Source organism: Lentzea sp. NPDC004789 (genome assembly GCF_053601075.1).
This window is the reverse complement of the sequence record NZ_JBSGBE010000006.1, coordinates 40,172-64,681: the sequence shown is the minus strand read 5'-3', so window position 1 is coordinate 64,681 and position 24,510 is coordinate 40,172. Positions and strand designations below refer to the sequence as shown.

The 24,510-nt window shown below is 68.8% G+C and carries 24 protein-coding genes; 12 read left to right on the top strand and 12 right to left on the bottom strand.

The features are described 5' to 3' along the window. Nucleotides 1-7 precede the first annotated feature (7 nt). Together ACWEIJ_RS15475 and ACWEIJ_RS15470 are read right to left on the bottom strand one after the other, a co-directional pair. Nucleotides 8-1,186: an RtcB family protein gene (locus tag ACWEIJ_RS15475; RefSeq protein WP_449837831.1), complete on the bottom strand. Its 1,179-nt coding sequence runs from the start codon at nucleotides 1,184-1,186 to the stop codon at nucleotides 8-10. 9 nt (nucleotides 1,187-1,195) lie between these two features. Then, a complete protein-coding gene (locus ACWEIJ_RS15470; protein WP_449837830.1) occupies nucleotides 1,196-1,882 on the bottom strand; it encodes a hypothetical protein in 687 nt (228 codons plus the stop codon). A 107-nt stretch (nucleotides 1,883-1,989) separates the two neighbouring features. On the opposite strand from ACWEIJ_RS15470, the gene ACWEIJ_RS15465 reads away from it, so the two are divergent. Then, nucleotides 1,990-3,309: an NAD(P)-binding domain-containing protein gene (locus ACWEIJ_RS15465; protein WP_449837829.1), complete on the top strand. Its 1,320-nt coding sequence runs from the start codon at nucleotides 1,990-1,992 to the stop codon at nucleotides 3,307-3,309. A 111-nt stretch (nucleotides 3,310-3,420) separates the two neighbouring features. Next, complete coding sequence (gene cpt / locus ACWEIJ_RS15460; RefSeq protein WP_449837828.1) at nucleotides 3,421-3,960, top strand: chloramphenicol phosphotransferase CPT; 540 nt, start codon at nucleotides 3,421-3,423, stop codon at nucleotides 3,958-3,960. Here the strand turns inward: cpt and ACWEIJ_RS15455 are convergent. The 4 genes from ACWEIJ_RS15455 to ACWEIJ_RS15440 all read right to left on the bottom strand — a co-directional run bounded on the left by ACWEIJ_RS15455 (nucleotide 3,957) and on the right by ACWEIJ_RS15440 (nucleotide 8,156). Then, complete coding sequence (locus ACWEIJ_RS15455) at nucleotides 3,957-4,769, bottom strand: radical SAM/SPASM domain-containing protein (protein WP_449837827.1); 813 nt, start codon at nucleotides 4,767-4,769, stop codon at nucleotides 3,957-3,959. The genes cpt and ACWEIJ_RS15455 overlap by 4 nt on opposite strands. A 224-nt stretch (nucleotides 4,770-4,993) precedes the next feature. Continuing rightward, the gene (locus ACWEIJ_RS15450; RefSeq protein WP_449837826.1) at nucleotides 4,994-6,499 is read right to left on the bottom strand and encodes an aldehyde dehydrogenase (NADP(+)); all 1,506 of its coding nucleotides are present in this window, start codon (nucleotides 6,497-6,499) and stop codon (nucleotides 4,994-4,996) included. Then, a complete protein-coding gene (locus ACWEIJ_RS15445) occupies nucleotides 6,496-7,323 on the bottom strand; it encodes an NAD-dependent epimerase/dehydratase family protein (RefSeq protein ID WP_449837825.1) in 828 nt (275 codons plus the stop codon). Before ACWEIJ_RS15445 ends, ACWEIJ_RS15450 begins: the two co-directional genes overlap by 4 nt. 44 nt (nucleotides 7,324-7,367) lie before the next feature. Then, complete coding sequence (locus tag ACWEIJ_RS15440; protein WP_236703245.1) at nucleotides 7,368-8,156, bottom strand: IclR family transcriptional regulator; 789 nt, start codon at nucleotides 8,154-8,156, stop codon at nucleotides 7,368-7,370. A gap of 124 nt (nucleotides 8,157-8,280) precedes the next feature. On the opposite strand from ACWEIJ_RS15440, the gene ACWEIJ_RS15435 reads away from it, so the two are divergent. The 9 genes from ACWEIJ_RS15435 (at nucleotide 8,281) to ACWEIJ_RS15395 (ending at nucleotide 16,708) form a co-directional block, all read left to right on the top strand. Next, on the top strand, nucleotides 8,281-9,597 hold the full coding sequence (locus ACWEIJ_RS15435) for an ABC transporter substrate-binding protein (protein WP_449837824.1): 1,317 nt from the start codon (nucleotides 8,281-8,283) through the stop codon (nucleotides 9,595-9,597). A 77-nt stretch (nucleotides 9,598-9,674) separates the two neighbouring features. Continuing rightward, a complete protein-coding gene (locus ACWEIJ_RS15430) occupies nucleotides 9,675-10,565 on the top strand; it encodes a carbohydrate ABC transporter permease (protein ID WP_449837823.1) in 891 nt (296 codons plus the stop codon). Then, nucleotides 10,562-11,440 (top strand): carbohydrate ABC transporter permease, encoded by an 879-nt coding sequence (locus ACWEIJ_RS15425; RefSeq protein ID WP_449837822.1) that lies wholly within the window; start codon nucleotides 10,562-10,564, stop codon nucleotides 11,438-11,440. The genes ACWEIJ_RS15430 and ACWEIJ_RS15425 overlap by 4 nt, the downstream gene beginning before the upstream one ends. Nucleotides 11,441-11,450: 10 nt before the next feature. Then, nucleotides 11,451-12,353, top strand: coding sequence for a 5-dehydro-4-deoxyglucarate dehydratase (locus ACWEIJ_RS15420; protein WP_449837821.1), 903 nt, complete (start codon nucleotides 11,451-11,453; stop codon nucleotides 12,351-12,353). 13 nt (nucleotides 12,354-12,366) lie between these two features. Further along, nucleotides 12,367-13,626 (top strand): glucarate dehydratase family protein, encoded by a 1,260-nt coding sequence (locus ACWEIJ_RS15415; RefSeq protein ID WP_449837820.1) that lies wholly within the window; start codon nucleotides 12,367-12,369, stop codon nucleotides 13,624-13,626. Next, entirely contained in the window at nucleotides 13,623-14,750 is a 1,128-nt protein-coding gene (locus ACWEIJ_RS15410) for a hypothetical protein (RefSeq protein ID WP_449837819.1), read from the top strand. The genes ACWEIJ_RS15415 and ACWEIJ_RS15410 overlap by 4 nt, the downstream gene beginning before the upstream one ends. A 62-nt stretch (nucleotides 14,751-14,812) precedes the next feature. After that, nucleotides 14,813-15,289 (top strand): hypothetical protein, encoded by a 477-nt coding sequence (locus ACWEIJ_RS15405; protein ID WP_449837818.1) that lies wholly within the window; start codon nucleotides 14,813-14,815, stop codon nucleotides 15,287-15,289. A 94-nt stretch (nucleotides 15,290-15,383) separates the two neighbouring features. Next, on the top strand, nucleotides 15,384-15,911 hold the full coding sequence (locus ACWEIJ_RS15400; protein ID WP_449837817.1) for a hypothetical protein: 528 nt from the start codon (nucleotides 15,384-15,386) through the stop codon (nucleotides 15,909-15,911). Further along, nucleotides 15,911-16,708 (top strand): alpha/beta fold hydrolase, encoded by a 798-nt coding sequence (locus ACWEIJ_RS15395; RefSeq protein ID WP_449837816.1) that lies wholly within the window; start codon nucleotides 15,911-15,913, stop codon nucleotides 16,706-16,708. Before ACWEIJ_RS15400 ends, ACWEIJ_RS15395 begins: the two co-directional genes overlap by 1 nt. Before the next feature lie 138 nt (nucleotides 16,709-16,846). Here ACWEIJ_RS15395 and ACWEIJ_RS15390 read toward each other — a convergent pair whose 3' ends face one another. From ACWEIJ_RS15390 to ACWEIJ_RS15365, 6 genes are all read right to left on the bottom strand, one after another. Beyond that, nucleotides 16,847-17,203: a glyoxalase gene (locus ACWEIJ_RS15390; RefSeq protein WP_449837815.1), complete on the bottom strand. Its 357-nt coding sequence runs from the start codon at nucleotides 17,201-17,203 to the stop codon at nucleotides 16,847-16,849. A 204-nt stretch (nucleotides 17,204-17,407) separates the two neighbouring features. Continuing rightward, the gene (locus ACWEIJ_RS15385) at nucleotides 17,408-19,072 is read right to left on the bottom strand and encodes a fumarate hydratase (protein ID WP_449837814.1); all 1,665 of its coding nucleotides are present in this window, start codon (nucleotides 19,070-19,072) and stop codon (nucleotides 17,408-17,410) included. Nucleotides 19,073-19,332: 260 nt separating this feature from the next. Beyond that, nucleotides 19,333-20,322 (bottom strand): sigma-70 family RNA polymerase sigma factor, encoded by a 990-nt coding sequence (locus ACWEIJ_RS15380; RefSeq protein ID WP_449837813.1) that lies wholly within the window; start codon nucleotides 20,320-20,322, stop codon nucleotides 19,333-19,335. Nucleotides 20,323-20,571: 249 nt separating this feature from the next. Next, entirely contained in the window at nucleotides 20,572-20,997 is a 426-nt protein-coding gene (dtd, locus tag ACWEIJ_RS15375) for a D-aminoacyl-tRNA deacylase (RefSeq protein ID WP_449837812.1), read from the bottom strand. After that, a complete protein-coding gene (locus ACWEIJ_RS15370) occupies nucleotides 20,994-22,448 on the bottom strand; it encodes a DUF7782 domain-containing protein (protein ID WP_449837811.1) in 1,455 nt (484 codons plus the stop codon). Before ACWEIJ_RS15370 ends, dtd begins: the two co-directional genes overlap by 4 nt. A 28-nt stretch (nucleotides 22,449-22,476) precedes the next feature. Continuing rightward, the gene (locus tag ACWEIJ_RS15365; RefSeq protein WP_449837810.1) at nucleotides 22,477-23,961 is read right to left on the bottom strand and encodes a PucR family transcriptional regulator; all 1,485 of its coding nucleotides are present in this window, start codon (nucleotides 23,959-23,961) and stop codon (nucleotides 22,477-22,479) included. A 75-nt stretch (nucleotides 23,962-24,036) separates the two neighbouring features. Between ACWEIJ_RS15365 and ACWEIJ_RS15360 the strand changes: the two genes are divergently transcribed. Continuing rightward, complete coding sequence (locus ACWEIJ_RS15360; RefSeq protein WP_204765383.1) at nucleotides 24,037-24,351, top strand: DUF3099 domain-containing protein; 315 nt, start codon at nucleotides 24,037-24,039, stop codon at nucleotides 24,349-24,351. Nucleotides 24,352-24,510: the final 159 nt, after the last annotated feature.

The following is a 24,510-nucleotide window of genomic DNA, read 5'->3' as shown; positions in this document are numbered from 1 at the left end:
GGAAACATCAACCCTTGATACAAACCACCTGCTTGAGCTTGGCGACGATCTCGACGAGGTCGGACTGGTTCGCCATCACGGTGTCGATGTCCTTGTAGGCGCCTGGGATCTCGTCGACCACACCGGCGTCCTTGCGGCACTCGACCCCACTTGTCTGGGCGGCGAGATCCTGCTCCGTGAACGTCTTGCGGGCCTTGTTGCGCGACATCCTCCGGCCGGCGCCGTGCGACGCCGACTCGAACGAGTCCGGGTTCCCGAGGCCGCGCACGATGTACGAGCCGGTGCCCATCGAACCGGGGATGATGCCCAGCTCGCCGCGTCCGGCCCGGATCGCGCCCTTGCGGGTGACCAGCACGTCCTCGCCGAAGTGCGTCTCCTCCGCCACGTAGTTGTGGTGGCAGGAGATCGGCTCCTCGAACCGCACGTGCGGGAACTCGGCGCGCAGCACGTCGCAGACCAGGCGCAGCATGACCGCGCGGTTGCGGCGCGCGTAGTCCTGGGCCCAGTACAGGTCGTGCCGGTACGCCGCCATCTCGGGCGTGCCCGCGAGGAACACGGCGAGGTCCGGGTCCGGCAGCTCGGCGTTGTGCGCGAGCGTGCGCGCCACCGAGATGTGGTGCTGCGCCAGCTCGTTGCCGATGCCACGCGACCCGGAGTGCAGCATCACCCACACGTTCTGGTCGGTGTCCAGGCAGACCTCGAGGAAGTGGTTGCCGCCGCCGAGCGTGCCCATCTGGTGCATCGCCTTGTCGGCACGCGCCTTCACGGCAGGCGTCAGGTCGTCGAACCTCCGCCAGAACGGCGCCCAGTCGGACGCGTCGCGCTCGGTGAACGCGGTGGCCTTGTGCTGGGCGAAACCGACGGGGACCACGGCCTCCATGCGCGACCGGAGTCCGCGCAGTGTCGCCGGCAGGTCGCCGGCCGTGAGCGAGGTGCGCACGGCGGCCATGCCGCAGCCGATGTCCACGCCGACCGCCGCGGGGGAGACGGCGTCGCGCAACGCGATCACCGAACCCACCGTGGCGCCCTTCCCGTAATGCACGTCCGGCATCACGGCGATGTGCTTGACGGCCCACGGCAGCGCGGAGATGTTCTGGAGCTGTCGCATGGCGAACTCCTCGACCTCGTCCGGTCGAGTCCACATGCGGATGTCCACGTTCTGGCCGCGGACGACGGTTGCTGCCATGCCACGAGGTTAGGCGGCGCTTTGCCTGATCCACAAAGGAGTTTCGCGGGAGGTCTCGCTCGCGCTCACGAACTCCCACGCACCTTTGCGCACCTTGGCCTTGCTCATGTCGCCGCCGATGTTCGTCACGAACGCGCGCACCGTCGGCAGGTCGTTGACGTCCGCGATGAGGATCGCCTTGTTCTGCAACGTGACGCTGCCGCCGCCGAGCTTCTCGCGCGCGACGGCGTCCTTGAGGAGCCCGTCGCGGACCTGCTGGGCGGTGATGCCGTCGACCTCGACCTGGACGGCGTCGACCTTCGGCGAGCTCGCGGGCAGGAAGCGGAACGTCAGCACCGACTCCTGCCGGAACTGCTTGGCGATCGTCGAGGCCGTGTGGCGCAGGCTCTCCTCGTCGAGCGTGACGTCGAACCTGCGGGAACGCTCGAACGTCGTCCGGTTCAGGCTGCTCGACCAGAACACGCCGTCGAGCAGCGTGGAACGGGTGGTGAGACCGCCGTTGGCGTGCACGATGCCGCGGACCTCCCGGTCGAACCTGACCAGCCTGTCCTGCAGGCGCGGGTCGTCCGGATCGGTGATGATCGCGGTGTTGTTCGTCGCGAAGATCTCCGGGCACGGCAGCGGCGCGCCCGCCGCCGTGCCCGTGGAGACCGCGATCGCCAGTACCGACGTGACTGCCACCAGAAGCTTTCGCATGTGCGACAACGTATTGGTCCTGGGTGCACGAACCACACCCCGTTCCACTGAGTGGTCCTGAATCAGGTGATTGACAGCCGCTTTGAACGTGAAAATACTTCAGGGTCATGGACCGCGTGTGCGTCATCGGGGCAGGCTCTTCCGGCATCGCCGCATGTCAGGTGCTCAGCGCCCGCGGTATCGACTACGACTGCTACGAGACCGGGTCCGAGATCGGCGGCAACTGGCGCTACCTCAACGACAACGGCATGTCGTCGGCCTACCGGTCGCTGCACATCAACACCTCGCGGCAGATGATGGAGTTCAAGTCCTTTCCGATGCCCGCGCATCTGCCGGTCTACCCCTCGCACTTCCAGATCGCCGAGTACTTCGACGACTTCGTGAAGCACCACGGGTTCCGCGACCGCATCCGGTTCCGGACCGAGGTCGTTTCGGTTTCCGTCGGTTCCGGTGGCTATTCGGTCACGACGCGCGATCGCGATACCGGTTCGGAAGTTTCCACGCCGTACCGCTCGGTCATCGTCGCGAACGGGCACCACTGGTCGCCGCGTCTGCCGGAGCCCGCGTTTCCCGGTTCCTTCGACGGTGAAGAGCTGCACGCGCACTTCTACAAGACGCCGGAACGTTTCGCGGACAAGAAAGTGCTGGTTCTCGGCATAGGGAATTCCGCGTGCGACATCGCGGTCGAGGCGTCCAGGGTCGCTTCGCGGACCTTTCTGGCGATGCGGCGCGGTGCGCACATCATGCCGAAGTACCTGTTCGGGATGCCGACGGACCACCTGACGACCTCGCCGCTCGCCCGGTTCGCGCCCGCCTGGCTGCAGGCCCTGTCCGTTCGGGCGATGCTGAGGCTCGCTCGGGGCAAGCTCTCGGACTACGGGCTGCCGGAGCCCTCGCACGGGATCCTCGCCGCGCACCCGACCGTGTCCGACGACCTGCTGACCCGGCTCGGGCACGGGGACATCACCGTCAAGCCGAACATCGCCCGGCTGGACGGCTCCGGGGTCGTCTTCGCCGACGGCAGCCGCGAGGACGTCGACGTCATCGTCTACTGCACCGGCTACAAGGTCGACTTCCCGTTCCTGGACGCCGCCGAGTTCCCGGCCGTGTCGTCCGCGGACAACGAGGTGTCGCTGTACCGGCGGGTCGTGGACCCGGCTCACCCCGGCCTGTACTTCCTCGGGCTCATCCAGCCGCTCGGGGCGATCATGCCGCTGGCCGAGGCCCAGTCCGAGTGGATCGCGGATCTGGTGTCGGGCCGAGCGGCGCTGCCCCCGCTGCCGGAGATGAAGGCGGAGATCACCGCCTACCGCGAGTCGCTGCGCAGCAAGTACGTGAAGTCGAAGCGGCACACGCTGGAGGTCGACTTCCTCGGGTACCTCCGCGAGCTCGCGGAGGAGCGCCGAACCGGCGCCGCGCGCCGCTGAACTGATATATCGCGCTCGATACACCGTCTGACCTGCACCCTAGCAATGGGTCTTTTGACTTCGTCGTCAAAAGACCCATTGCAAAGAACTGGCACTGGGTACGGTCGGCGAGTGGGATCAAGTGCTCAGGTGATCGTGCTCAACGGAGGATCCAGCTCCGGCAAGTCGGGGATCGCGCGGTGTCTGCAGGCCGTGCTGCCCGAGGCGTGGCTGGCGATCGGGGTCGACACGTTGATCGACGTGATGCCGCCGCGGTTGCGGCTCGGGGCGGACGGGATCGGTTTCGCCGACGACGGTGAGGTCACCGTCGGGGCGGAGTTCCGGACGCTGGAGGACGCGTGGATGGAGGGCGTCGCCGCGATGGTTCGCGCGGGAGCGCGGGTGATCGTGGACGACGTGTTCCTCGGCGGGACCGAGTCGCGGCAACGGTGGGAGAAGGTGCTGCAGGGGCTCGACGTGGTGTGGGTCGGGGTGCGGTGTGACGCCGCCGTCGCCGCGGGCCGGGAGCTCGCCCGCGGCGACAGGGTCGCCGGGATGGCCGAGGTGCAGGCCGAGCTGGTGCATCGCGGGATGACCTACGACATCGAGGTCGACACGACGCGCACCGAGGCGATCGAGTGCGCGAAGGCCATCGCGGACAGGATCGGCTAGGGACGAGGGGGATCGTTCGGCGCGCAGGAGCCGCCGCCCTGCGGCCAGCAGGAAGGGCCGGCGATCGCGGGCGACGGGACGGCCGCCGTGGACAGGATCGTCGATAGATCCATGTCCAATACATTGCCGAGCGGGATCCAGCGCGCGAACACGCAGGGCCACACTTCACCGGTGGGGGAGATGGCCACGGCGCCGTGACCGCAACGGCCGCACAGCTGGTCCCTGCCGGGGGAAGCGTTTGCGCCACGTCCGACTCCGCGCAGGCGGTCGGCACCGACGGCGGTGACGCCGAGCGACGCGAGATCGGCCTGGGCGGCGTGCGTGCGCTGCCGGCCGATTTGGCCTGACGAGCTGACATCGATGACACCGGCGCGCAACGGGATGTCGCGGCTCAGGGCCTCGGCGATGTTGGCCCTGGTGCGGGCGTGGCTGCCGCGCCGGCCGGTGACGGCCTCGTGCTCGGCCGCCGTGTCGGAGTAGTAGCTCGTCGCCAGGCGCACACCGGGACGGGAGAAGGTGTCCCAGAGGCGAGGGCCGACGTGCACGAGATTGCTGAAGACTTCGACGGTGAGCCCCGCGTCGAGTGCATGGTCCACCAACGAGGGCAAATCGGGGTGCAATGTCGGTTCCCCGCCGATGAACTGAACCGACTGAGCGCCGAGTTCGGCTGTGTGGTCGACGACCCGGAACCAATCCCGTGTCGTCATCGCGCCCTCTGTGCCGTGCGGACCGGAGTCCGCGTAGCAGTGCGTGCAGCTCAGCTGACATTTTCCGGTGATCTCAAGCCATGCGAAACGCAGGTCGGTCATGTCCCGCTCCCCTGGACGTCGCCGTGCGAAGACCATCTTGCCCCGGAGAGTCCCGAATGGAGCTGTCGAATTCGTTTAAACATCGAACTGATGTTGCCCCGGTGACATGTCGTCGACACGAATCCGGCGGTCGCCTCACCGGATTGGTGTGAACTGCCCACTCCAAGCCGAGATGCAAAAGGGCCGCCGACGTCCGGCGTCGGCGGCCCCGCTCGTCCACGAGCTCAGTGCACGCCCAGCACACCGTCCACCCGGCGCGGAATGCCCAGCGGGTTCGCGTCCTGCAGCTCCGGCGGCAGCAACTCGTCCGGCCACGACTGGTAGGTCACCGGCGCGATCCACCGGCGGATCGACGTCGCACCCACCGACGTGTGCAGCGGGTTCGTCGTCGACGGCCACGGCCCGCCGTGGTGCTGCCCCCACGCCACCGCGACACCGGTCGGCCAGGCGTTGAAGATCAACCGGCCCGCGACGCGCCGCAGGATCTCGGCGATCTCACCGGCCTCCGCGTGGTCCGACTCGGCCGCGTGCACCGTGCCGGTCAGCGTGCCCGGCAGCTTCGCCAGCACCGAGTGCAGCTCGGCCGGCGAGGAATAGGTCACGACCAGCGCCGCCGGCCCGAAGTGCTCCTCGGTCAGCTTCTCGAGGTTGTCCTCGAACACCGCCACCGGAACGCTGAACAGGCGCGGCGACACCGCCCACGCCTCGTCCGGGCGCGTGCCCGTGGACACGACCGACACGAGGTCCGACGCGGCCAGCGCGTCCGTCGAAGCCGTGTAGGACTCGCACATCCGCTCGTTCAGCATCGCGCCGCCGGCGGTCGCCGCGACCGCCTCACCGAGCGCCGGCACGAGCGACGAAGGCGCGAACACCAGGCCGGGATTCGTGCAGAACTGCCCGACCCCCATCGTGAGCGACTGGGCGAACCCGGCGGCGATGTCGTCGCGCTCGGCCGCACCCGGCAGGATCACCGTCGGGTTCACGCTGCCCAGCTCGCCATAGAACGGGATCGGGTCCGGCCGGCCCTGCGCCAGGTCGAACAGCGCCCGCCCGCCACCGGTCGACCCGGTGAACCCGACCGCGCGGACGACGGGGTGCTGCACCAGTGCGACACCGGCCTCGGTGCCGTACACGATGCCGAACACGCCTTCCGGCGCACCGGCGTCACGAAGAGCGTCGATCACCACCCGCGCGGTCTCGCGCGAGGTCGACGGGTGCGCCGAATGTGCCTTCACCACAACGGAACAACCGGACGCCAGCGCGGAGGCGGTGTCACCGCCGGCCACCGAGAACGCGAACGGGAAGTTCGACGCGGAGAACACCGCGACCGTCCCCAGTGGGCGGAGAACGCGCCGCAGCACCGGCCGCGGCGGGATGATGTCCGGGTTCGCCGAGTCCAAAGTGGCCTCGACGTAGCTGCCCTCGCGCAGCACCTCCGCGAACAACCGCAGCTGGTTCGTCGTGCGCTTCAGCTCCGTCGTCAACCGCGGCACGCCCAGCGCCGTCTCGCCGTCGGCCGTCGCGACCAGCAGCTCCGACTCGGCGTCCAGCGCGTCCGCGACCTTCTCCAGCACCACGGCGCGGTCGGCCGCCGCAACGACCGACCACGCCGAGAACGCGGTGGCCGCGGCCGAGGCGATCCGGTCCACCTCGCTGTCGGGGGTCTTCGCAACCGGTTCGCCGAACGGCTCACCGGTGCGCGGGTTGTATCCCTGCACGACGTGGCTCAACGCCCTGCCTCCTTGACTGCCGTGTCGAAATCGGGGCCGCACCAGGCCCCGCCCACGTACTTCGCCGCGTAAGACGAGGGATCGAGCTCGCCGCCGTGCCTCTCCAGGACTTCGGCGGCGTACACCTCGGAGTCGTCCTGCGGCTCGTAACCCAGCGCGCGGGCCTCGTCCAGCGAGAACCAGCCGCGCTTGTTGTCCGAAACGCCCCACACGATCCGGAATCCCGGGGACGGCACGGACAGGCACGCCTCGAACAGGCGCGCGCCGTCGTCCGGCGACATCCACGTCGACAGCATCCGCACGTCACGCGGCTTCTCGAAGCACGAGCCGATGCGGATCGCGATCACGTCCATGCCGTAGCGGTCGGCGTACAGCGACCCCAACGCCTCCAGCGCCACCTTGGACACGCCGTAGTAGGTGTCCGGGCGCGGGAAGAGGTAGTCACCGGCCTCTCCGCTGGCCCGCTCGACGTATCCGACGGCGTGGTTGGAGCTGGCCAGGACCACCCGGCCGACCCCGGACCGCCGCGCGGCTTCGAGCACGGTGTGGGTGCCGTCGATGTTGACGGACAGGATCTTGTCCCACGCCTCCTCGAGGCTGTGGCCGCCGAGGTGGATCACGGCGTCGACGTCCTTCATCGCCGCCTCCATCGCGGCCATGTCGGTCACCGACGCCTGGACGAGCTCGACGTTCTCGCCGTCGGCGGCCGCGGGTAGCTCCGCGATGTCCAGCAGCCGCAGGACGCGGCCGTCCGCCGCGAGGCGAGAACGCATGAGCGTTCCCACCCCGCCACCGGCGCCGGTGATCAGGATGCGTGCGGTCACGGGATGGACCCCTCCGTCGTGTGCAGATGTTTCAGTAAACCTTTTCACCTACCGAACTGGCGGAGAAGCTCGGTGATGGTCCGGGCGGCGTCGAGCAGGGCGGCGACGACCTGCCGCTCGTGCTCGGGGTCCAGTCTGCCCAGCGGGACCGAGCAGCTCATGGCGTCCAGAACGGGGTTCCGGTAGGGCAGCGCGACCGCGAAACAGCCCAGTCCCGGCGTGTTCTCCTCGCGTTCGTGGGCGTACCCGACGTTGCGGAACCCGGCGAGCTGCTCGTGCAACGCGGCCCGATCGGTCACCGTGTTGGGGGTCAGCGGCGTGAGCACGTCCGGGAGGATCAGGTCGACCTCCTCCGGCGTCCGCGTCGAGAGCACGGCCTTGCCCAGCGACGTCGAGTGCGCGGGCAGCCGGCGGCCGACGCGGGAGACGACGCGCAGGTGGTGCTCGGACTCGCGGCTCGCCAGGTAGACGACGTCCGCGCCGTCCAAACGGGCGAGGTGCACGGTCTCGTTGATCTCCTGCCGCACCTGCTCCATCACGCGGATCGCCGCGCGCACCACCGGGTCGTGGTCCAAATAGGACGTACCGACGAGCAGTGCGCGCACGCCGATGCCGTACGTGCCGCGGTCGGAGTCGACCTCCACCCAGCCGCGCGCCACCAGCGTCTGCAGCAGCATGTAGAGGCTCGACTTGGGGTAGCTGAGCTCGCGGTGGAGCTCCGTGAGCGTCAGCCTGCGATCTGACGCGGAGAGCACTTCGAGCAGCTCCACCGTTCGGTCGGCGGACTTGACCGCGCCCGGACGAGCCGTGCCCTTGTCGATCGGCGACGCCACCTGGCCTCCTCGAAACCGTTAAGCAACTTGCCCTTGACACGTTGCTGTGCTGATTCTTACAGTCCTGCACCAGGTTCACAAGTACGACCCCGGTTCACATACGTGAAAACGAAGGGCTGCGACGATGCGCCGTAGAACTGCCACAACGATCGCCACGCTCAGCGTGGCCGCCCTGCTCGCGGGCTGTGGAAGTTCGACCCCGGCCGCGTCGAACAAGGACCCGAACAAGCCCCTCGAGGTGTGGACCCGCTCGACGGAGGCGACCGCGAAGGTCTACGAGAAGATCTTCAAGACGTTCACCGAGAAGACCGGTGTGCAGGTCGACTACAAGCCGATCTACAACGACTTCGACAAGCAGGTGCAGCAGCGCGCCGCGTCGAAGGACCTCCCCGACGTCGTCATCACCGACACCGGCTCGCTGGGCAACTTCGTCAAGCAGGGCTGGACGACCGAGATCAAGCGCGAGGACCTCGCGGGCGGCGGCGACGTCGTCGACCGGGCCTGGAACAACGGCAAGGGCGCGGACGGCAAGTACTACGGCGTCCCGTTCTCCACGCAGGCGATGGTCACGCTGATCCGCAAGGACTGGCGCGAGAAGCTGCACAAGCCGATCCCGACGACGTGGGAGGAGCTCGACGACCTGGCCCGCGCGTTCACCCGTGACGACCCGGACGGCAACGGGCAGAACGACACCTACGGCATGCTCGTGCCCGGCACGGTCGACCGCGGCTACCTCGCGTGGTGGGCGGCCAGCTACATCTGGCAGGGCGGCGGCGACATCCTCGAAGAAGAAGGCGGCGGCAAGTTCTCCGTCGGCATCGACTCTCCGGAGTCGACCAAGGCGATCGAACGGCTGCGCAAGCTCTTCTGCGAGGACAAGGTCATGCAGCCGGGCTCGCTCACGTTGAGCACCAACGACGCCCACCCGCTGTTCGAGTCGGGCAAGAGCGGCATCTACCTGACCGGTCCGTACATGATCGGCCGCTTCGACAAGTCGGTCGGCAAGGACAAGTACGAGGTCATCGCGTCGCCGCGCGGCCCGGCCGGTGCCACCGTGCTCGGCGAGGGCGAGGACATCTACCTGATGGCCGGTTCCGCGAAGACCGCCGACCAGAAGAAGCTCGCCGAGTACCTGATCACGCCCGAGGCGCAGCAGGCCGGCATGAAGGGCGACCCGCAGCCGGTGGTCCGCCTGCCCGTCAACAAGAACGTCGACGTCAACGCGACCTACAACGACCCGCGCTGGGCGACCGTGGCGGGCGTGTACAAGAGCGAGGCGCGGCCGTTCCCCAGCGTCCCGAACTTCACGCCCTTCCGGCAGAAGACCTCGGAGACCCTGAACTCCATCTTCGCCAAGTGCCCGGCCGACTCCTCGGCCGAGCTGAAGTCCCTGGCGGACGCCTTGAAGAAGGAGCTTGAGAACCAGAAGGCGTCGCAGTGACGGCGGTTCAGCAACACAGCGACACCCGAGACGTGGGCTCGACGGCTAGTGGCGGCGGTGCCGTCGAAACCCACCCCGTGAGGCGGCGCCGCCGGCGCCGCCTCACGGGAGCCACGTTCATCCCGTGGTTGTTCCTGCTTCCCGCCGCGCTGATCTTCCTGGTCTTCAAGTTCATCCCGATGGCGGAGGGGATCCGGCTCTCGCTGTTCGAGGTCCGGCCCTTCCTCGGCGACATCTTCGTCGGCTTCAAGAACTACGCCACGATCCTGCAGGACGAGAAGTTCCTGACGGCGAGCTGGCACACGCTGGTCCTGGCCGGTGGGCAGACGCTCGGTGCGATGCTCATCGGCTTCTTGCTGGCACTGCTGCTGGAAGGCCACGCCAAGTCGCTGTGGTTCGTCCGGTCCGCGGTGTTCCTGCCGGTGGTCGCCGCGACCGCGGTCATCGGCGAGATCTGGCGGCTGTTCTTCTACCCTGCGCCGGAAGGGTTCCTGAACGACCTCATCTCCTGGGTCGGCCTGGGGCCGTGGGAGTACATCAGCAACCCGGACACCTCGCTGGTGTCGGTCATGTTCGTCGGCATCTGGAAGAACGCGCCGTACGACATGGTGCTCATCCTCGCCGGGCTCGCCGGCATCGACCGCCAGCAGTACGAGGCCGCCGCGATCGACGGCGCCTCGACGCGGCAGCGGATCTGGAACGTGACGCTGCCCGCGTTGCGCCCGGTCATCACGATCCTGCTGACCTTGGCGGCCATCCGCGGCCTGCGCGTGTTCACCGAGGTCTACGTGCTGACCGGCGGTGGTCCCGCGGGATCGACCGACGTCTGGATGACCCGCGTCTACACCACGGCGTTCGAGCAGTCCGAAGCCGGCCTCGCCTCGGCTGGTTCCGTGCTGTTGTTCCTGGTTACCTTGGTTCTCACGGTCAGCGTGCAGGTGTACCGCCGGAGGAAGGAGGCCCGATGAGCGTCAACTCGAGCCGCTTCGACAGCGCCATCGGCTGGTCCACCCGCCCGGACGCGTGGCTCAGCAAGGGCATCCGGGTCCTGCTGAGCGCCCTCGCGGTGATCCTGTTCTGCGGTCCGCTGCTGGTCATCTTCTCCGGCGCGTTCGACCACAACCCCGACCCGACCCAGCTGTCGGTCATCCCGGACAAGCCGTCGCTCATCAACTTCCAGGTGGCGACGGAGAACAAGATCTGGCACTACCTGGCGAACTCGTTGGTCATCGCCGGCGGTGCCCTGCTGTTGCAGTTGGCGGTGAGTGTTTTCGCCGCGTACGCGTTGGCGCGCAAGAAGTTCCGCGGTCAGGCCATCGCGCTGTTGGTCATCCTCGCCACGATGATGTTGCCGGAGGAGGTCATCGCGATCCCGCTGTCGCTGGTGATCGGAGACCTACCGCTGGTGCACGTGAGTCTCAAGGGCACCCTGCTCGGTGTCATCCTCCCCCTGGGGGCGTGGGGTTTCTCCATCTTCGTCATGACCGAGTTCATGAGGGAGATCCCCGCCGAACTGGAGGAGGCGGCCAAAGTGGACGGTGCCGGGGAGCTGCGTCTCTTCGCGCAGATCATCCTCCCCCTGTGCAGGCCCGCGCTCGGCGTGATCGCCGTGTTCGGCTTCAACATGATTTGGGAGCAGTACCTGCTCCCCCTGATCGTCGCCGCTGACCCCTCCGATTACACGCTCACGGTCGCACTTCTCGCGCTCAGGTCCGACGACCAGGTCGGGACGGGCATCGTGCTGGCCGGAGCGTTGCTGGCGCTGGTACCGAGCCTGGTCGTGTACCTGTCGCTGCAGAAGTCCTTCCTGCGTGGGATCACCACCGGAGCGATCAAGGGATGAGTGTGTAGGTATGCAACTCGATGGTGTGCTGTTCTTTCCGGTGACCCCGTTCGACACCGAGGGGAACATCGCGTTCGACGTGCTGGCCGAGCACGTCAAGCACGGTGTCTCCGCCGGCCCCGGCGCGGTGTTCGTCGCCTGCGGCACCGGCGAGTTCCACGCGCTGGGGCTGGAGGAGTTCGAGCGCGCGGTGTCGGTGGCGGTCGAGGCGACCGCGGGCAAGGTGCCGGTGTTCGCCGGTGCGGGCGGTTCGGTCGTGGCGACCAAGCAGTTCGTGCAGGCGGCCGAACGCGCTGGTGCGCAGGGCATCCTGCTGCTGCCGCCGTACCTCGTGACCAATCCGGCCGCCGGACTCGTGCGGTACGTGACCGAGGTCGCGGGCGTCACCGAGCTGCCGATCATCGTGTACCAGCGCAACAACGCCCGGTTCACGCCGGAGACCGCCGTCGAGGTCGCGCGGATCCCCAACGTGGTGGGCTTCAAGGACGGCATCGGCGATCTCGACCAGATGCAGCGGATCGTGCTCTCCGTCCGCGCGGGCGTGGACAAGCCGTTCCAGTTCTTCAACGGACTGCCGACCGCGGAGATGACGCAGCTCGCGTACCGGGGCATCGGCGTCGAGCTGTACTCGTCGGCGGTGTTCTGCTTCGCGCCGGAGATCTCGCTGGGCTTCTACCACGCCGTGCAGGCCGGCGACACCGAGCTGGTGAACCGGTTCCTGCTGGAGTTCTACAAGCCGCTGGTCGAACTTCGCGACAAGGTTCCCGGCTATGCCGTCGCCCTCGTGAAGGCCGCGGTGCGCGCGAACGGTCTCGACGTCGGCGGTGTGCGGCCGCCGTTGATCGACCCGACCGACGAGCACCTGGCCGCGCTGGACAAGATCATCGCTGCGGGCAAGGCTCTGCTGTCCTGAAGGGGCGCTGGTTGTGAAGATCACCGAAATCGTTCTGACCCCGATCGCGTTCCGCGACCCGCCGCTGCTCAACGCGGCCGGCGTGCACGAGCCGTGGGCACTGCGCACGATCGTCGAGGTGCACACCGACGAGGGCATCTCCGGGCTGGGGGAGACCTACGGCGACCTCGGGCACATCGAACGCTCGCGGTCCGTTGTGGACTCTCTGATCGGCCTCGACGTCTTCGCCCTCAACGAGATGCACGCTCGGGTTTCCGCTGTGCTGGGTGGCACGACCGGACTGGACAAGCACGGGCTGACCGGCAACATCACGGCGGAGAGCACCGTCGACCGGGTGTACTCGGCGTTCGAGGTCGCGTGCCTGGACATCCAGGGCAAGGCGCTCGGGCGTCCGGTGCACGACCTGCTGGGCGGCGCTGTTCGTCCGGCGGTGCCGTACTCCGCCTACCTGTTCTACAAGTGGGACGGGCATCCGGGTGCGGACCCGGACGAGTGGGGCGAGGCGGTCGACCCCGCCGGCATCGTGGCGCAGGCGCGCAAGATGATCGGCGAGTACGGGTTCGGGTCGATCAAGCTCAAGGGCGGGGTGTTCCCGCCGGAGCAGGAGATCGAGGCGATCCGGGCGTTGCGCGAGGCGTTCCCGGACCACCCGCTGCGGCTGGACCCGAACGCGGCCTGGTCGCCCGCGACGTCGTTGAAGGTCGCGGCCGAGCTGGACGGCGTGCTGGAGTACCTGGAGGATCCGACGCCGGAGATCTCCGGGATGGCGGAGGTCGCCGCGAAGGCGCCGATGCCGTTGGCCACCAACATGTGCGTGGTCGCCTTTGAGCACCTGCGGCCGTCGGTGGCGCAGGACGCCGTGCAGGTGCTGCTGTCGGATCACCACTACTGGGGCGGCCTGCAGCGGTCGCGGCAGCTGGGCATGATCTGCCAGACGTTCGGCATCGGGCTGTCGATGCACTCGAACTCGCACCTGGGCATCTCCCTCGCCGCCATGACGCACCTGGCCGCCGCGACACCGAACCTCAGCTACGCGTGCGACACGCACTACCCGTGGAACGCGGCGGACGAGGTCGTCGAGCCGGGCGTGTTGTCCTTTGTGGATGGTGCCGTGCCGGTGCCCGTCGGGCCTGGGCTCGGTGTGTCGCTGGACCGCGACGCGTTGGCGCGCCTGGCCGAGAACTACACGCGGTGCGGGATCACCTCGCGTGACGACACTGGTTACATGCAGAAGTTCGACCCCGGTTACGAGAGGAAGCGTCCCCGGTGGTGAAGTCGGTTGTCCACGCCTATCCGTGGGACCTGATCGGGGATCCTGAAGCCGTTGCGCGGTACCGGGATCTCGGGGTCGACGCGATCGCTCTTGCCGCGTCGTACCACACCGTGCGGGCCGCGACGCCGTTGCACCCGCGGCACCGGTTGGTCGACGCGCGGCATGCGGCCTTCTACCTGCCGGTTCGGCCGGAGCGGTTCGGCCGGCTCGTGCCCGCGCAACCGTCCTGGGTGGACGGTCCGGACTCCTTCGGCGAGGCCGCCGCCCTGGTTCGGGCGGCCGGGCTTCCCGTGTACGCGTGGACGGTGCTGACGCACAACTCGCGGCTGGGTGACCTGCACCCGGACGTGACGGTGGTGAACGCGTTCGGGGATCGCTACCCGTACGCGTTGTGCACCGCGCAGCCCGACGTCGTCGAGTACACGTCGGCGCTGGTGTCGGAGGTGCTGGAGCTCGGTGCGCCGGACGGGATCGTCCTGGAGGCCGCGGGACCGCTCGGGTTCGTCCACGGCGGGCACCACGAGAAGACCGATGGCACGGACTGGAATCCGGTGCAGCAGAAGCTGTTGTCGCTGTGCTTCTGCTCGTCGTGCACCGCCCTGCACGCCGACTCGGATGCCTTGCGCGATGCCGTCCGAGCCGGGGTTGATCGCGGTGCGTCCAGCGTGGAGGAGGCGCTGGGTGCGCTCGCGGACGACGTCCAGGCCGTACGCACTGGTGTCGTGCGGTCGTTGCGGTCGCGGCTGGTGTCCGAGATTCGTGCTGCCGCGCCTGGTGTCCGGGTCGGCATGCACGCGACCGCCGACCCGTGGGGCACCGGGCCGTTCGCGACCGTCGCCGGTGGCCTGGGCGTGGACGTCGACGTGCTGACGACGATGTGCTGGCCTGGTCCCGAAGTCGCGGTGCCGGGCATCGAGGCGTTGCGCGCCGTCGCTCCGGACACGCGGATCGCCGCATACGTGCTGGGATTGCCACCGAAGCCCGCGGACGGTGCTGCCTTGTCCAAGGAGTGGCTGGCGTATCTGGACGCCGGCGTGCAGGAGTTCCACCTCTACCACGGTGGACTGGCGTCAGCTGCGCGCCTGGAGGCGTTGCGGGAGGCCGTCGCAGCCGTTTCCCGGTAACTGTGAAGGGAACTCACTGCAACCCGTCGTGACCGCGGTTCCGTCCTCTGACCATGAGGCACATGGGAACCGTAGTTGGCACTGGCGTCCTGCTGCTGGTGATCTCGGCCTGCGGCGGTGCGCAACACCAGGGCACTGGAGCAGGTGGCGGTCCGACGTTGCCGACCGCCACCTCCCCTTCCGAGTCCTCTCCCGGACAGGTGCCGCCGGGCATCGCACCCGGAGAGGTGCCGCCGGACGGCAAACCGGTGACGAAGCTCGACACCAGTGCGTTGACACCGGAGTACCCGCACACGGTCTGGACCCAGGGCGACGGCCGGACCGTTGGTGTCATCGCCCAGGAGGGCGGGTGCGGGAAGGCCAGCGCGTCCGTGCTGGAGCAGTCCGCGTCCGCCGTGAAGATCGAACTCGTCGAGACCACGCCGCTGACCAAGCAGATGTGCACCATGGACATCCGCTTCCCTCCGTTGACGGTGCAGCTGTCCGAGCCCCTTGGTGAGCGCACGGTCGTGCTGACCTCGCGGCAGGAACAGAAGTAGACCTCCCTCCCACGGTGCCCGGTCGGCTTCTGCCCCGTCGGCCGGGCATCTCTTCTTCACCTGGCCACTGGCCGGGTTTGCAAGGATGGTGCGCATGAGACACGTCGTCGTTGCCGTTGCTCTCGCAGGCGTGCTGGCCGGGTGCTCGTCCGGCACGCAGTCCGGCGCGCCCTCCTCCGGCTCTTCCGGGGGCGCGCCCACGACGGGGACGTCCGCGCCGGGAGCCACCGGCTCGTCCGGCTCGAATTCCACGAACGCCCCGGTGAAGCCGCCGGTCTCGATCTCGGAGGAGAAGCCGGTCGTGCCGCCCGACGTCACGCCGGTGCCCAAGGACAAGGTCGACACGACATCGTTGTCAGACACCTACCGCGACGAGGCCTACGTCTTCGGCGACGGCCGCGACGTCGAGGTCTTCGGCGTGGGCGGCGGCTGCAAGGAGGCCCGTGCCGAGGTGTCCGGCGAGTCCGCCGACCTCGTCCAGATCACACTGGTCACGATCACCAAGCAGCCGCCGGGCACGGTGTGCACGCAGGAGGTCCGCCAGGTGCCGCTGACCGTGCGCCTGGCCGCCCCGCTCGGCACCCGCCGCCTGGTCCTGGAGTCCCGTGAGGAGACCGGCTGATGGATCTCGAGTTCGACGGCCGTGTGCTGCGCGTGCACGAAGCGGGCGACGGCGTACCGGTGTTCTGGCACCACGGCACGCCCAACCTCGGCCTGCCGCCCGAACCTCTGTTCCGCCCTGGCGTCCGCTGGATCTCCTACGACCGGCCCGGCTACGGCGGCTCCACCCCGGTGCCCGATCGCCCGGTGGCGTCGGCGGCAACTGATATATCGCATATCGCCGACGCTCTCGGCATCTCGCGGTTCGCGGTCTTCGGCCACTCAGGCGGCGCACCGCACGCCCTCGCGTGCGCCGCTCTGCTGCCGGATCGCGTGACCGCCGTGGTCGCCGGCGCTTCTCTCGCACCGTTCGACGCCGACGGCCTCGACTGGTTCGCGGGCATGGTCCCGGCGGCCGAGAGATCGCTGCGGGCAGCCGCGGCGGGCCGCGAGGAGAAGGAGCGGTACGAGGCGTCCGGCGCCGAGTACGACATGGAGTTCTCCGAGGCCGACCTGGCCACGTTGAACGGCCCGTGGTCGTGGTTCGGCAAGGTCGTCGGTCCCGCTCTCGCGAACGGTCCCGGCCCGCTGATCGACGACGACCTCGCCTACGTCAGGCCGTGGGGCTTCGACCCGGCCTCCATCACCGTGCCGACCCTCCTGCTGCACGGCGACCGCGACGGCATCAACCCGCCCTCGCACGGCCGGTGGCTCGCCTCCCTCATCCCCGGCGCCGAGCTCCGCGTGACCCCTGGAGATGGCCACATCTCAGTCCTGGACCATGCCGAGGCCGCTCTCGACTGGCTGCTCGGGCACTAGCTGGACGGAGCGCGGCCGGTTCGGCGAGGAACGTCTGCCCAGGATGGCAACCGGTGGCATGTCGTTCTCGGTTCCGCACCGTGTGATCCGGCCGAGCCGACCGCGGCAATCTTGAGCTCCTGCGCGAGCGACCTGCCGTTAGGCGTCTGCGAGGAACTCGATGCGGTTGCCGACCGCGTCGAAGGTGTGGAACCTGAGGCGGCCAGGGATCTCCGCCGGGTCCGCCCACACCACGGGATGGCCCGTGGCCTCGAGCGCCGCGGCGACCTGCTCGACGTCGACGACGAACGCCGGGTGCGCCTTGCGCGCGGGCCGGAAGTCGTCCTCGACGCCGACGTGCACCTCACCACCACCGGGCACCTCGAACCAGCACCCGCCCCGCGCGGCGAGCAATGGCGGCTTCGCCAGCTCGGCCCACCCGAGCACCCCTGTGTAGAACGCCCGCTGCTCGTCCTCCGCGCCCGCCGGACACGCCACCTGCACGTGATGAATCACCGCGCTGACCCCCGCTCATCCGAATACAGGACAAGCGTACTGTTAGCCGCTCGCCGATGTCATGTCAAACGCCAAGGTTGTCACCTGCTGCTTAGCAATGACTCTTTGGACTTCGTCCGCAAAAGACCTGTTGCAAAGGTCGAGAAGCACGACAGCCGGGCCAGCTGATATGCGATATATCAGCTGGCCCGGCTGCGGTGGTGACTAGCGCCTGAAGCTGATCTGCAGAGTGGGGGCGGAGGTCTCGGCGAAGAAGTCGTTGCCCTTGTCGTCGACGACGACGAAGGCGGGGAAGTCCTCGACCTCGATCTTCCAGACCGCCTCCATGCCGAGCTCGGGGTACTCGAGCACCTCGACCTTGCGGATGCAGTCCTGGGCCAGGCGGGCGGCGGGACCGCCGATGGAGCCCAGGTAGAAACCGCCGTGCGACGCGCAGGCGTTCGTCACCTGCTTGGAGCGGTTGCCCTTGGCGAGCATCACGAGCGAGCCGCCCGCGGCCTGGAACTGCTCGACGTAGGAGTCCATCCGGCCCGCGGTGGTCGGGCCGAACGAGCCGGAGGCGTACCCCTCGGGCGTCTTGGCCGGACCGGCGTAGTAGACCGGGTGGTCCTTGAGGTACTGCGGCATCTCCTCGCCGGCGTCGAGGCGTTCCTTGATCTTGGCGTGCGCGATGTCGCGGGCCACGACCAGCGGACCGGTCAGCGAGACGCGGGTCTTCACCGGGAGCTTGCTGAGGACCTCGCGGATCTCGGACATCGGACGCGTGAGGTCGATGCGCACGACCTCGTCGGACAGGTCCTCGCCCTCCACGTCGGGCAGGAACTGGGCCGGGTCGCGTTCCAGCTGCTCCAGGAACACGCCCTCGGGCGTGATGCGGGCCTTGGCCTGGCGGTCGGCCGAGCACGACACCGCGACGCCGACCGGGCACGAGGCGCCGTGCCGGGGGAGGCGGATGACGCGCACGTCGTGGCAGAAGTACTTGCCGCCGAACTGGGCGCCGATGCCGAAGTTGCGGGTCAGCTCCAGGACCTGCTGCTCGAGGTCGGTGTCGCGGAACGCGTGTCCCAGCGGCGAGCCCTCGGTGGGCAGGTTGTCGAGGTAGCGGGCCGAGGCGAGCTTCGCGACCTTGAGGTTCTGCTCGGCGGACAGGCCGCCGACGACGACCGCCAGGTGGTAGGGCGGGCAGGCCGCGGTGCCGAGCGAGCGCAGCTTCTCGTCGAGGAACGACGCGAGGCGCTTCGGGTTCAGCAGCGCCTTGGTCTCCTGGTAGAGGAACGTCTTGTTCGCGCTGCCGCCGCCCTTGGCCATGAACAGGAACTCGTAGACGGGATCCTGTCCGGGCTTGTGGAACACCTCGATCTGCGCGGGCAGGTTCGTGCCGGTGTTCTTCTCGTCCCAGAACGTCACCGGCGCCATCTGCGAGTAGCGGAGGTTGAGCTCCTGGTAGGCCTCGAAGACGCCGCGGGCGAGAGCCTGCTCGTCGTCGCCACCGGTCAGCACGGTCTCCGAGCGCTTGCCCATGATGATCGCCGTGCCGGTGTCCTGGCACATCGGCAGCACGCCGCCGGACGAGATGGCCGCGTTGCGCAGCAGGTCCATCGCGACGAAGCGGTCGTTGCCCGACGCCTCGGGGTCGTCGATGATCTTGCGCAGCTGGGCCAGGTGCGACGGGCGCAGCAGGTGCTGGATGTCCCGGATCGCCTCCTTCGCGAGCAGCGTCAGCGTCTCGGGGGCGATCTGCAGGAACTTGCGGTCACCGGCCTCGATCAGCTTCACCCCGTCCGAGGTGACGAGGCGGTACTCGGTCTCGGTGTCCTTCGCGAGCGGCAGGACATCGGTGTACTCGAAAGTGGTGGGCACGGCGTACACAGCTCCAACGGTGTGCAGTTCGGATCTGGAAACCGTATACCCGGCACGTACCGGACGGGCGCGGGCCGAGGTGTGATCCCCGTCGTGGGCTCGCACGCCCGTCAGCACGCCCGTCAGACAGCGGAAGGCCGGGGCAGCCCCCGGCTGCCCCGACCTTCCTTCGTGTGCGAAACCCGACTCACGAGGGGCGTCGCGTGGCTCTGGTAACGCCCGACCGTGCCGTGAGTTGAGTCACAAGTCAATACTGCCGGACGGGTGAGTTACGAGGCGTACGCCCGCAGCTTCGCCGCCCGCTCACCCTGGCGCAGCTTCGACATGACCTCGCGCTCGATCTGCCGCACCCGCTCGCGCGACAACCCGAACCGCTTGCCGATCTGGTCGAGCGTGCGCGGCTGGCCGTCCTCCAGGCCGTAGCGCAGCCGGATCACGGCCTGCTCGCGCGGTTCGAGGGTCGCCAGCACGCGACGCAGGTCGTCCTGCAACAGGCCGGAGATCACGGCGCTCTCGGCGTCGGTCGCGTCCGAGTCCTCGATGAAGTCGCCGAGGGGAGCGTCCTCCTCCGTGCCGACCGGCATGTCCAGCGATACCGGGTCCCGAGCGTGGTCGAGCAGGTCGGCGACCTTGTCGACGGACAGGCCCGACTCCTTCGCGAGCTCCTCGTTCGTCGCCTCGCGGCCGAGCGTCTGGTGCAGGTCGCGCTTGATCCGCGCGAGCTTGTTCACCTGCTCGACGAGGTGGACGGGGAGGCGGATCGTGCGGCCCTGGTCGGCCATGCCGCGGGTGATGGCCTGGCGGATCCACCACGTCGCGTAGGTCGAGAACTTGAAGCCCTTGGTGTAGTCGAACTTCTCGACCGCCCGGATGAGGCCCAGGTTGCCCTCCTGGATCAGGTCCAGCAGCGGCATGCCACGGCCCGTGTAGCGCTTGGCCAGCGACACGACGAGCCGCAGGTTGGCCTTGAGCAGGTGGTCCTTGGCGCGGCGGCCGTCGCGGACGAGCTCCCCCAGCTCTTCGCGACGGGTGGGCGTGAGGCGCTTGGCCGTCTCCATGACGTGCTGCGCGAACACACCGGCCTCGATCCGCTTGGCGAGCTCCACCTCCTCCTCGGCGGTGAGCAGCGCGGTCTTGCCGATTCCGTTCAGGTAGACTCGAACGAGGTCGGCTGCTGGTCCCTGGGCGTCGAGGTCGTGGTCGACGACGACGGGCGTGTTCTCTCCGACTTCACGGTCGGAGATCCTCGTGACGGTCATGGATCTCCCTCCCCCTGCTGCGGGCGACGCTGCTGTCGGTCAGGACAGTCGCGCGTGGCGGTCAAGGCGGCGCGGCGCTGCGCCCTGGTTACCGGTTGCGGCGGGCCCGCTCGGGATCCCATCGCTAGCTGGCTGATACCTGGGTAACGAACACGATTCCGAATTCGTTCCCGACTTCCTGACCTGAAGACGTCACCGCTGTCACAGCGGTTGCGCGACTAATCTGAGGATTGGCTGAGAACCGTTTAGTCACACCTCGATGAGCACGGTGAACGGACCGTCGTTCACGCTGCGCACCTTCATCTCGGCCCGGAAACGTCCCGTTTCGACCCGCGCGCCCTTTTGGCGGAGTTCCTGAACGACGGCGTTCACCAAAGGTTCCGCGTGCTCGGGCCGGGCGGCCGCCGTCCAGGACGGACGGCGGCCCTTGCGCGTGTCTCCGTAGAGGGTGAACTGGCTGACGACCAGCAACGGAGCACCGGTCGACTCGCACGACTGCTCGTCGTCGAGGATGCGCAGCCCGTGCAGCTTCTGCGCCATTTTGCGGGCGTGCTCGGCCGTGTCGTCGTGGTGGACGCCGAGCAGCACCAGCAATCCCGGTTCGTCGATCGCGCCGACGATCTTCCCTTCGACTTCCACGCTCGCCTCTGTGACGCGCGCCACAACTGCTTTCACGCGGGAATCAACATTCCGTGCAGGATGAGATCACGAACGATCGGCAACGCCGCTTCTGCATCGATTTCTCCGTAAGCGAACTCGAGCAGTGAGAGCAGGTCCTCCAACGGCAGCGCACCCGTGCACCCGGCGACGAGCTTGGCGGTCGCCTCGTCGACCTCGTGCTGCCAGCCCGGCCCGTCGGTGCGGTGCAGCCGGGCGACCACCTTGCGCCAGCCCTCCTCGCTCGGCTCGGACACCTCTTCGAGCAGCACGGTGTCGGCGACCCGGAACCGGTGGCCCAGCAGGTCCGGGTTCGCGCGCAGCCACGCGACGTTGTCGAGCCACCGCGCCGCCTCCGGGCCCAGCGGGTCGTCGTAGGCGTGGCGCAGGTCTTCGCACACGACCTGGGAGTGCATCTCGTCGGTGCGCCGCAGCGTCACGTAGCCGAAGCCGACCCCCTCGACCTGGTTCTCCTCGAACCAGTCGAGCCAGGCCGCGGCCTTCTGCCGGCCCTCCGGGCTGCGCGGGTCGACGCCCGCGTCCTTGAGCCACGTGCCGACGTACAGGGCCGGCTCGGCGATGTCGCGCTGCACGAACCACGCGTCGACGCCGCCGCGCGGCAGCCAGCCGGAGACGCGGTCCGCCCAGTCCTCGCCCTTGCGGTGCAGCCACGACGCCAGCAGCTGGCCGACGCCGCCTTCGTTGAGGAACGCGGGCAGCTGCCTGATCACCAGCGCCGACGCGTCGTCGCCGGCGAGTCCGGCGTCGCGGTACACGTAGTCCACCCGGGCCGGTCCGACGACGAACGGCGGATTGCACACGACCTGGTCGAACCGCCGGTTGCGGACCGGCCCGAACCACTCGCCCTGCAGCGTCTCGACGTCCAGGCCGTTGATGCGGAACGTGCCCTGCGCGAGCCTCAGCGCGCGCTCGGACAGGTCGGTGGCGGTGATGCGTTCGGCGTGCTTGCCGGCGTGCAGGGCCTGGACGCCGCAGCCGGTGCCGAGGTCCAGCAGCGTGCCGACCGGCGTGCGCTTGGTGGCGCGGGCGAGGCTGATGGACGCGTGGCCGACGCCGAGCACGTGGTCCTCGGGGACGGCTCCGCCGCGCAGGTCGGAGTCGAGGTCGGCGATGACCCACCAGTTGTCCTCGTACGGCCGCACGTCGAGGCCGGCCTTCAGATCTTTCGTCAGGATCTCGTTGGTGACGGCGTCGTCGAGGTCCACTCCGGCGAGCGCCTTGCGGACGTCCTGCTCCGGCTCCTGGTCGCCCAGCAGGAACAGGCGGATCAGCGTGCCGAGCGTCCCGGCGTCCCTGCTGGCGCGGCGGGCGGGTTCCGGCTCGCCCCGGCCGAGCGCGGCGTGGGCCTGCGGGCCGAGGGCGTCGACGACGCCGTCCGCGGTGTAGCCGGCGTTCTCGAACGCTTCGCGCAAACGGGCGCACAGGTCAACGGAAAGATCAGGGTGCACGGAGGTAGATGCTTTCACGCCGCCGAAATCAACGCGTGATCTGGAGGGCGATCGCCATCGCCAGGCGCTGTTGCGGGTCGTCGAGGGGGAGTGGCGTCACTTCCGCCATCTTCTGCATCCGGTACCGCAACGTGTTCGGGTGCACGTTGAGCTCGCGCGCAGCCGCCCGCACATCGCCCTGAGCCGCGAGCCACGCCTTCAACGTCGCCGCGTACTGCGTGCCGTACTCGGCGTCGTACCGCAATATATTGGATATCGGTCCACGCGTCGGCAGACGTCCGGCCTCGGCCACGGCGGCGAGCCGTTGCAACAGCACCTGCGCCCACGCCTCGTCGTAGACCACCGGTGTACCGGTCGAAAGGGCGAGGCACTCGTCGGCCTCCTGCCGCGAGGTGGGCAGCTGCGCGGCCTCCGCCGGCCCGCCGATCCCCGCCAGCACCGTGGCCTCCGCGGGCAGCTCGCGAACCAGCGCGCGCACCCACGCGACGGCATCGTCGGCCGCCGGGATGACCGTGTACAGAACGTTGCCGAACAACGCGCTGCGCCCTGGTCGCGACCACCCGAAGCCCGCTGTCGCCCGTTGGAACGCCAGCACCGCCGCCCCGTGCTCGCCCTCGCCCGCGTGGGCCTGCACGGCGATCACCCGCAGGTCGGCCGACGGCAGTCCCAGCCGGGCGACGTCGGCGGACTCCGGCTGCTCCAGCAACCGGATCACGAGATCCGCCTCGGCCTGCCGTTCCAGATCCGTCGACGCCCGCGACCGAAGCAGGTGCAACGCCGCTGTGCGCGCGCCGTCCACCAGCGCCGCGGACCTGGTGGCGTCGACCGGCCCGGTCACCTCGACCCACACGGACCCGAGCAGCTCCCGCCCGGCCCGGACCGCGGCGACGAGCCGGTTGCCGAGCTGCGGGGTCAGCTTCGGCACGAAGATCGGTTCGTCGGACGACGCGAGGTGGGTGAACACGCCGAACTCGTCGAGCGCCCGCCGAGCCTCCTCCGGGACGCGGCGGCCGAGGATCGTCTGCACCCGCACCGGGTCGACGTCCTCCTGCCGGTAGGAGTACGCGAGCACGCGGGACTGCTGGTCCTCGATCGTCACCGGCCCGCCGACCACGCCCGCGATCACGTCGGCCAGGCCGAACAGGTCACCGGTGCGAGTGCCGCCGTTGACGAGCGTCTGCGTGACGTTGGCGAGCTGGCTCCACGGCACGGACGGATCCACGAGCAGCACGGCCGCGCCGGACTTCTTCGCTGCCGCGACAACGCGTTCGTCCAGCGGTGGTTTGCCGTGCAGCACGAGCGCGGAGGCGGCCGTCGAGGACACGAGCCGCGCTGCCGCGGCCACCGAAGGCGTGCCCAGCCCGAGCAGGACGTCCCCAGCGGCGGCCGGCGTGTTTTCCGCTGGATCGTGCAGGGCAACCCCACGTAGTTCGACGTCCCTGCCCCTCGGTGCGCACGCCAGATGCGTGCCCAGACTGCCGAGCACGTCCACGAGGCGATCAAGGGCGACCACCCGCGGATGTTAACCGCCGACCGGGTGTCCCGAGGGTCACTCGGACGTGGGACCATATGACCCGGAGGTGGTGTCGTGAGCAGTCCCGATCGGAACGACACCCCGGTGTTGATCACCGAGGCGGCCCCGTCCTACGAGGAACAGCACGCCGCCCGGCGCCGCAAGTACGCGATCATGATGAGCCTGCGCTTCCCGTGCCTCATCCTCGCGGCCCTGTTCGCCCACACCTGGTGGCTCGCGCTCTTCTTCATCGTGCTCTCCGTGCCGCTGCCGTGGATGGCCGTGCTGATCGCCAACGACCGCCCGCCGCGCAAGGCCGAGAAGGCCAACCGCTACGAGGTCGAGCGCCGCGCCATCGCACCCAAGAGCACCACCGTCATCGACGGCTAGTCCGCCGAAACCCGTCTGACCCGCGCGCTGCCCAGCGGCCTCTTTGCAATGAGTCTTTTGCGGACGAAGTCAAACGAGTGATTGCAAAAGTGCTGCTCGTCGGCCTTTGCAACGAGTCTTTTGACTTCGTCCGCAAACGTCTTTTGCATGCGGGCGCGG

Excerpts from the sequence above, each read along its gene's own strand:
- ACWEIJ_RS15425 (WP_449837822.1), top strand. The coding sequence starts at position 10,562 with ATGAGCGTCAACTCGAGCCGCTTCGACAGCGCCATCGGCTGGTCCACC.
- ACWEIJ_RS15380 (WP_449837813.1), bottom strand. The coding sequence starts at position 20,322 with ATGACCGTCACGAGGATCTCCGACCGTGAAGTCGGAGAGAACACGCCC.
- ACWEIJ_RS15405 (WP_449837818.1), top strand. The coding sequence starts at position 14,813 with ATGGGAACCGTAGTTGGCACTGGCGTCCTGCTGCTGGTGATCTCGGCC.
- ACWEIJ_RS15475 (WP_449837831.1), bottom strand. The coding sequence starts at position 1,186 with ATGGCAGCAACCGTCGTCCGCGGCCAGAACGTGGACATCCGCATGTGG.
- ACWEIJ_RS15465 (WP_449837829.1), top strand. The coding sequence starts at position 1,990 with ATGGACCGCGTGTGCGTCATCGGGGCAGGCTCTTCCGGCATCGCCGCA.
- ACWEIJ_RS15470 (WP_449837830.1), bottom strand. The coding sequence starts at position 1,882 with ATGCGAAAGCTTCTGGTGGCAGTCACGTCGGTACTGGCGATCGCGGTC.
- ACWEIJ_RS15420 (WP_449837821.1), top strand. The coding sequence starts at position 11,451 with ATGCAACTCGATGGTGTGCTGTTCTTTCCGGTGACCCCGTTCGACACC.
- ACWEIJ_RS15400 (WP_449837817.1), top strand. The coding sequence starts at position 15,384 with ATGAGACACGTCGTCGTTGCCGTTGCTCTCGCAGGCGTGCTGGCCGGG.
- ACWEIJ_RS15455 (WP_449837827.1), bottom strand. The coding sequence starts at position 4,769 with ATGACCGACCTGCGTTTCGCATGGCTTGAGATCACCGGAAAATGTCAG.
- ACWEIJ_RS15435 (WP_449837824.1), top strand. The coding sequence starts at position 8,281 with ATGCGCCGTAGAACTGCCACAACGATCGCCACGCTCAGCGTGGCCGCC.
- ACWEIJ_RS15395 (WP_449837816.1), top strand. The coding sequence starts at position 15,911 with ATGGATCTCGAGTTCGACGGCCGTGTGCTGCGCGTGCACGAAGCGGGC.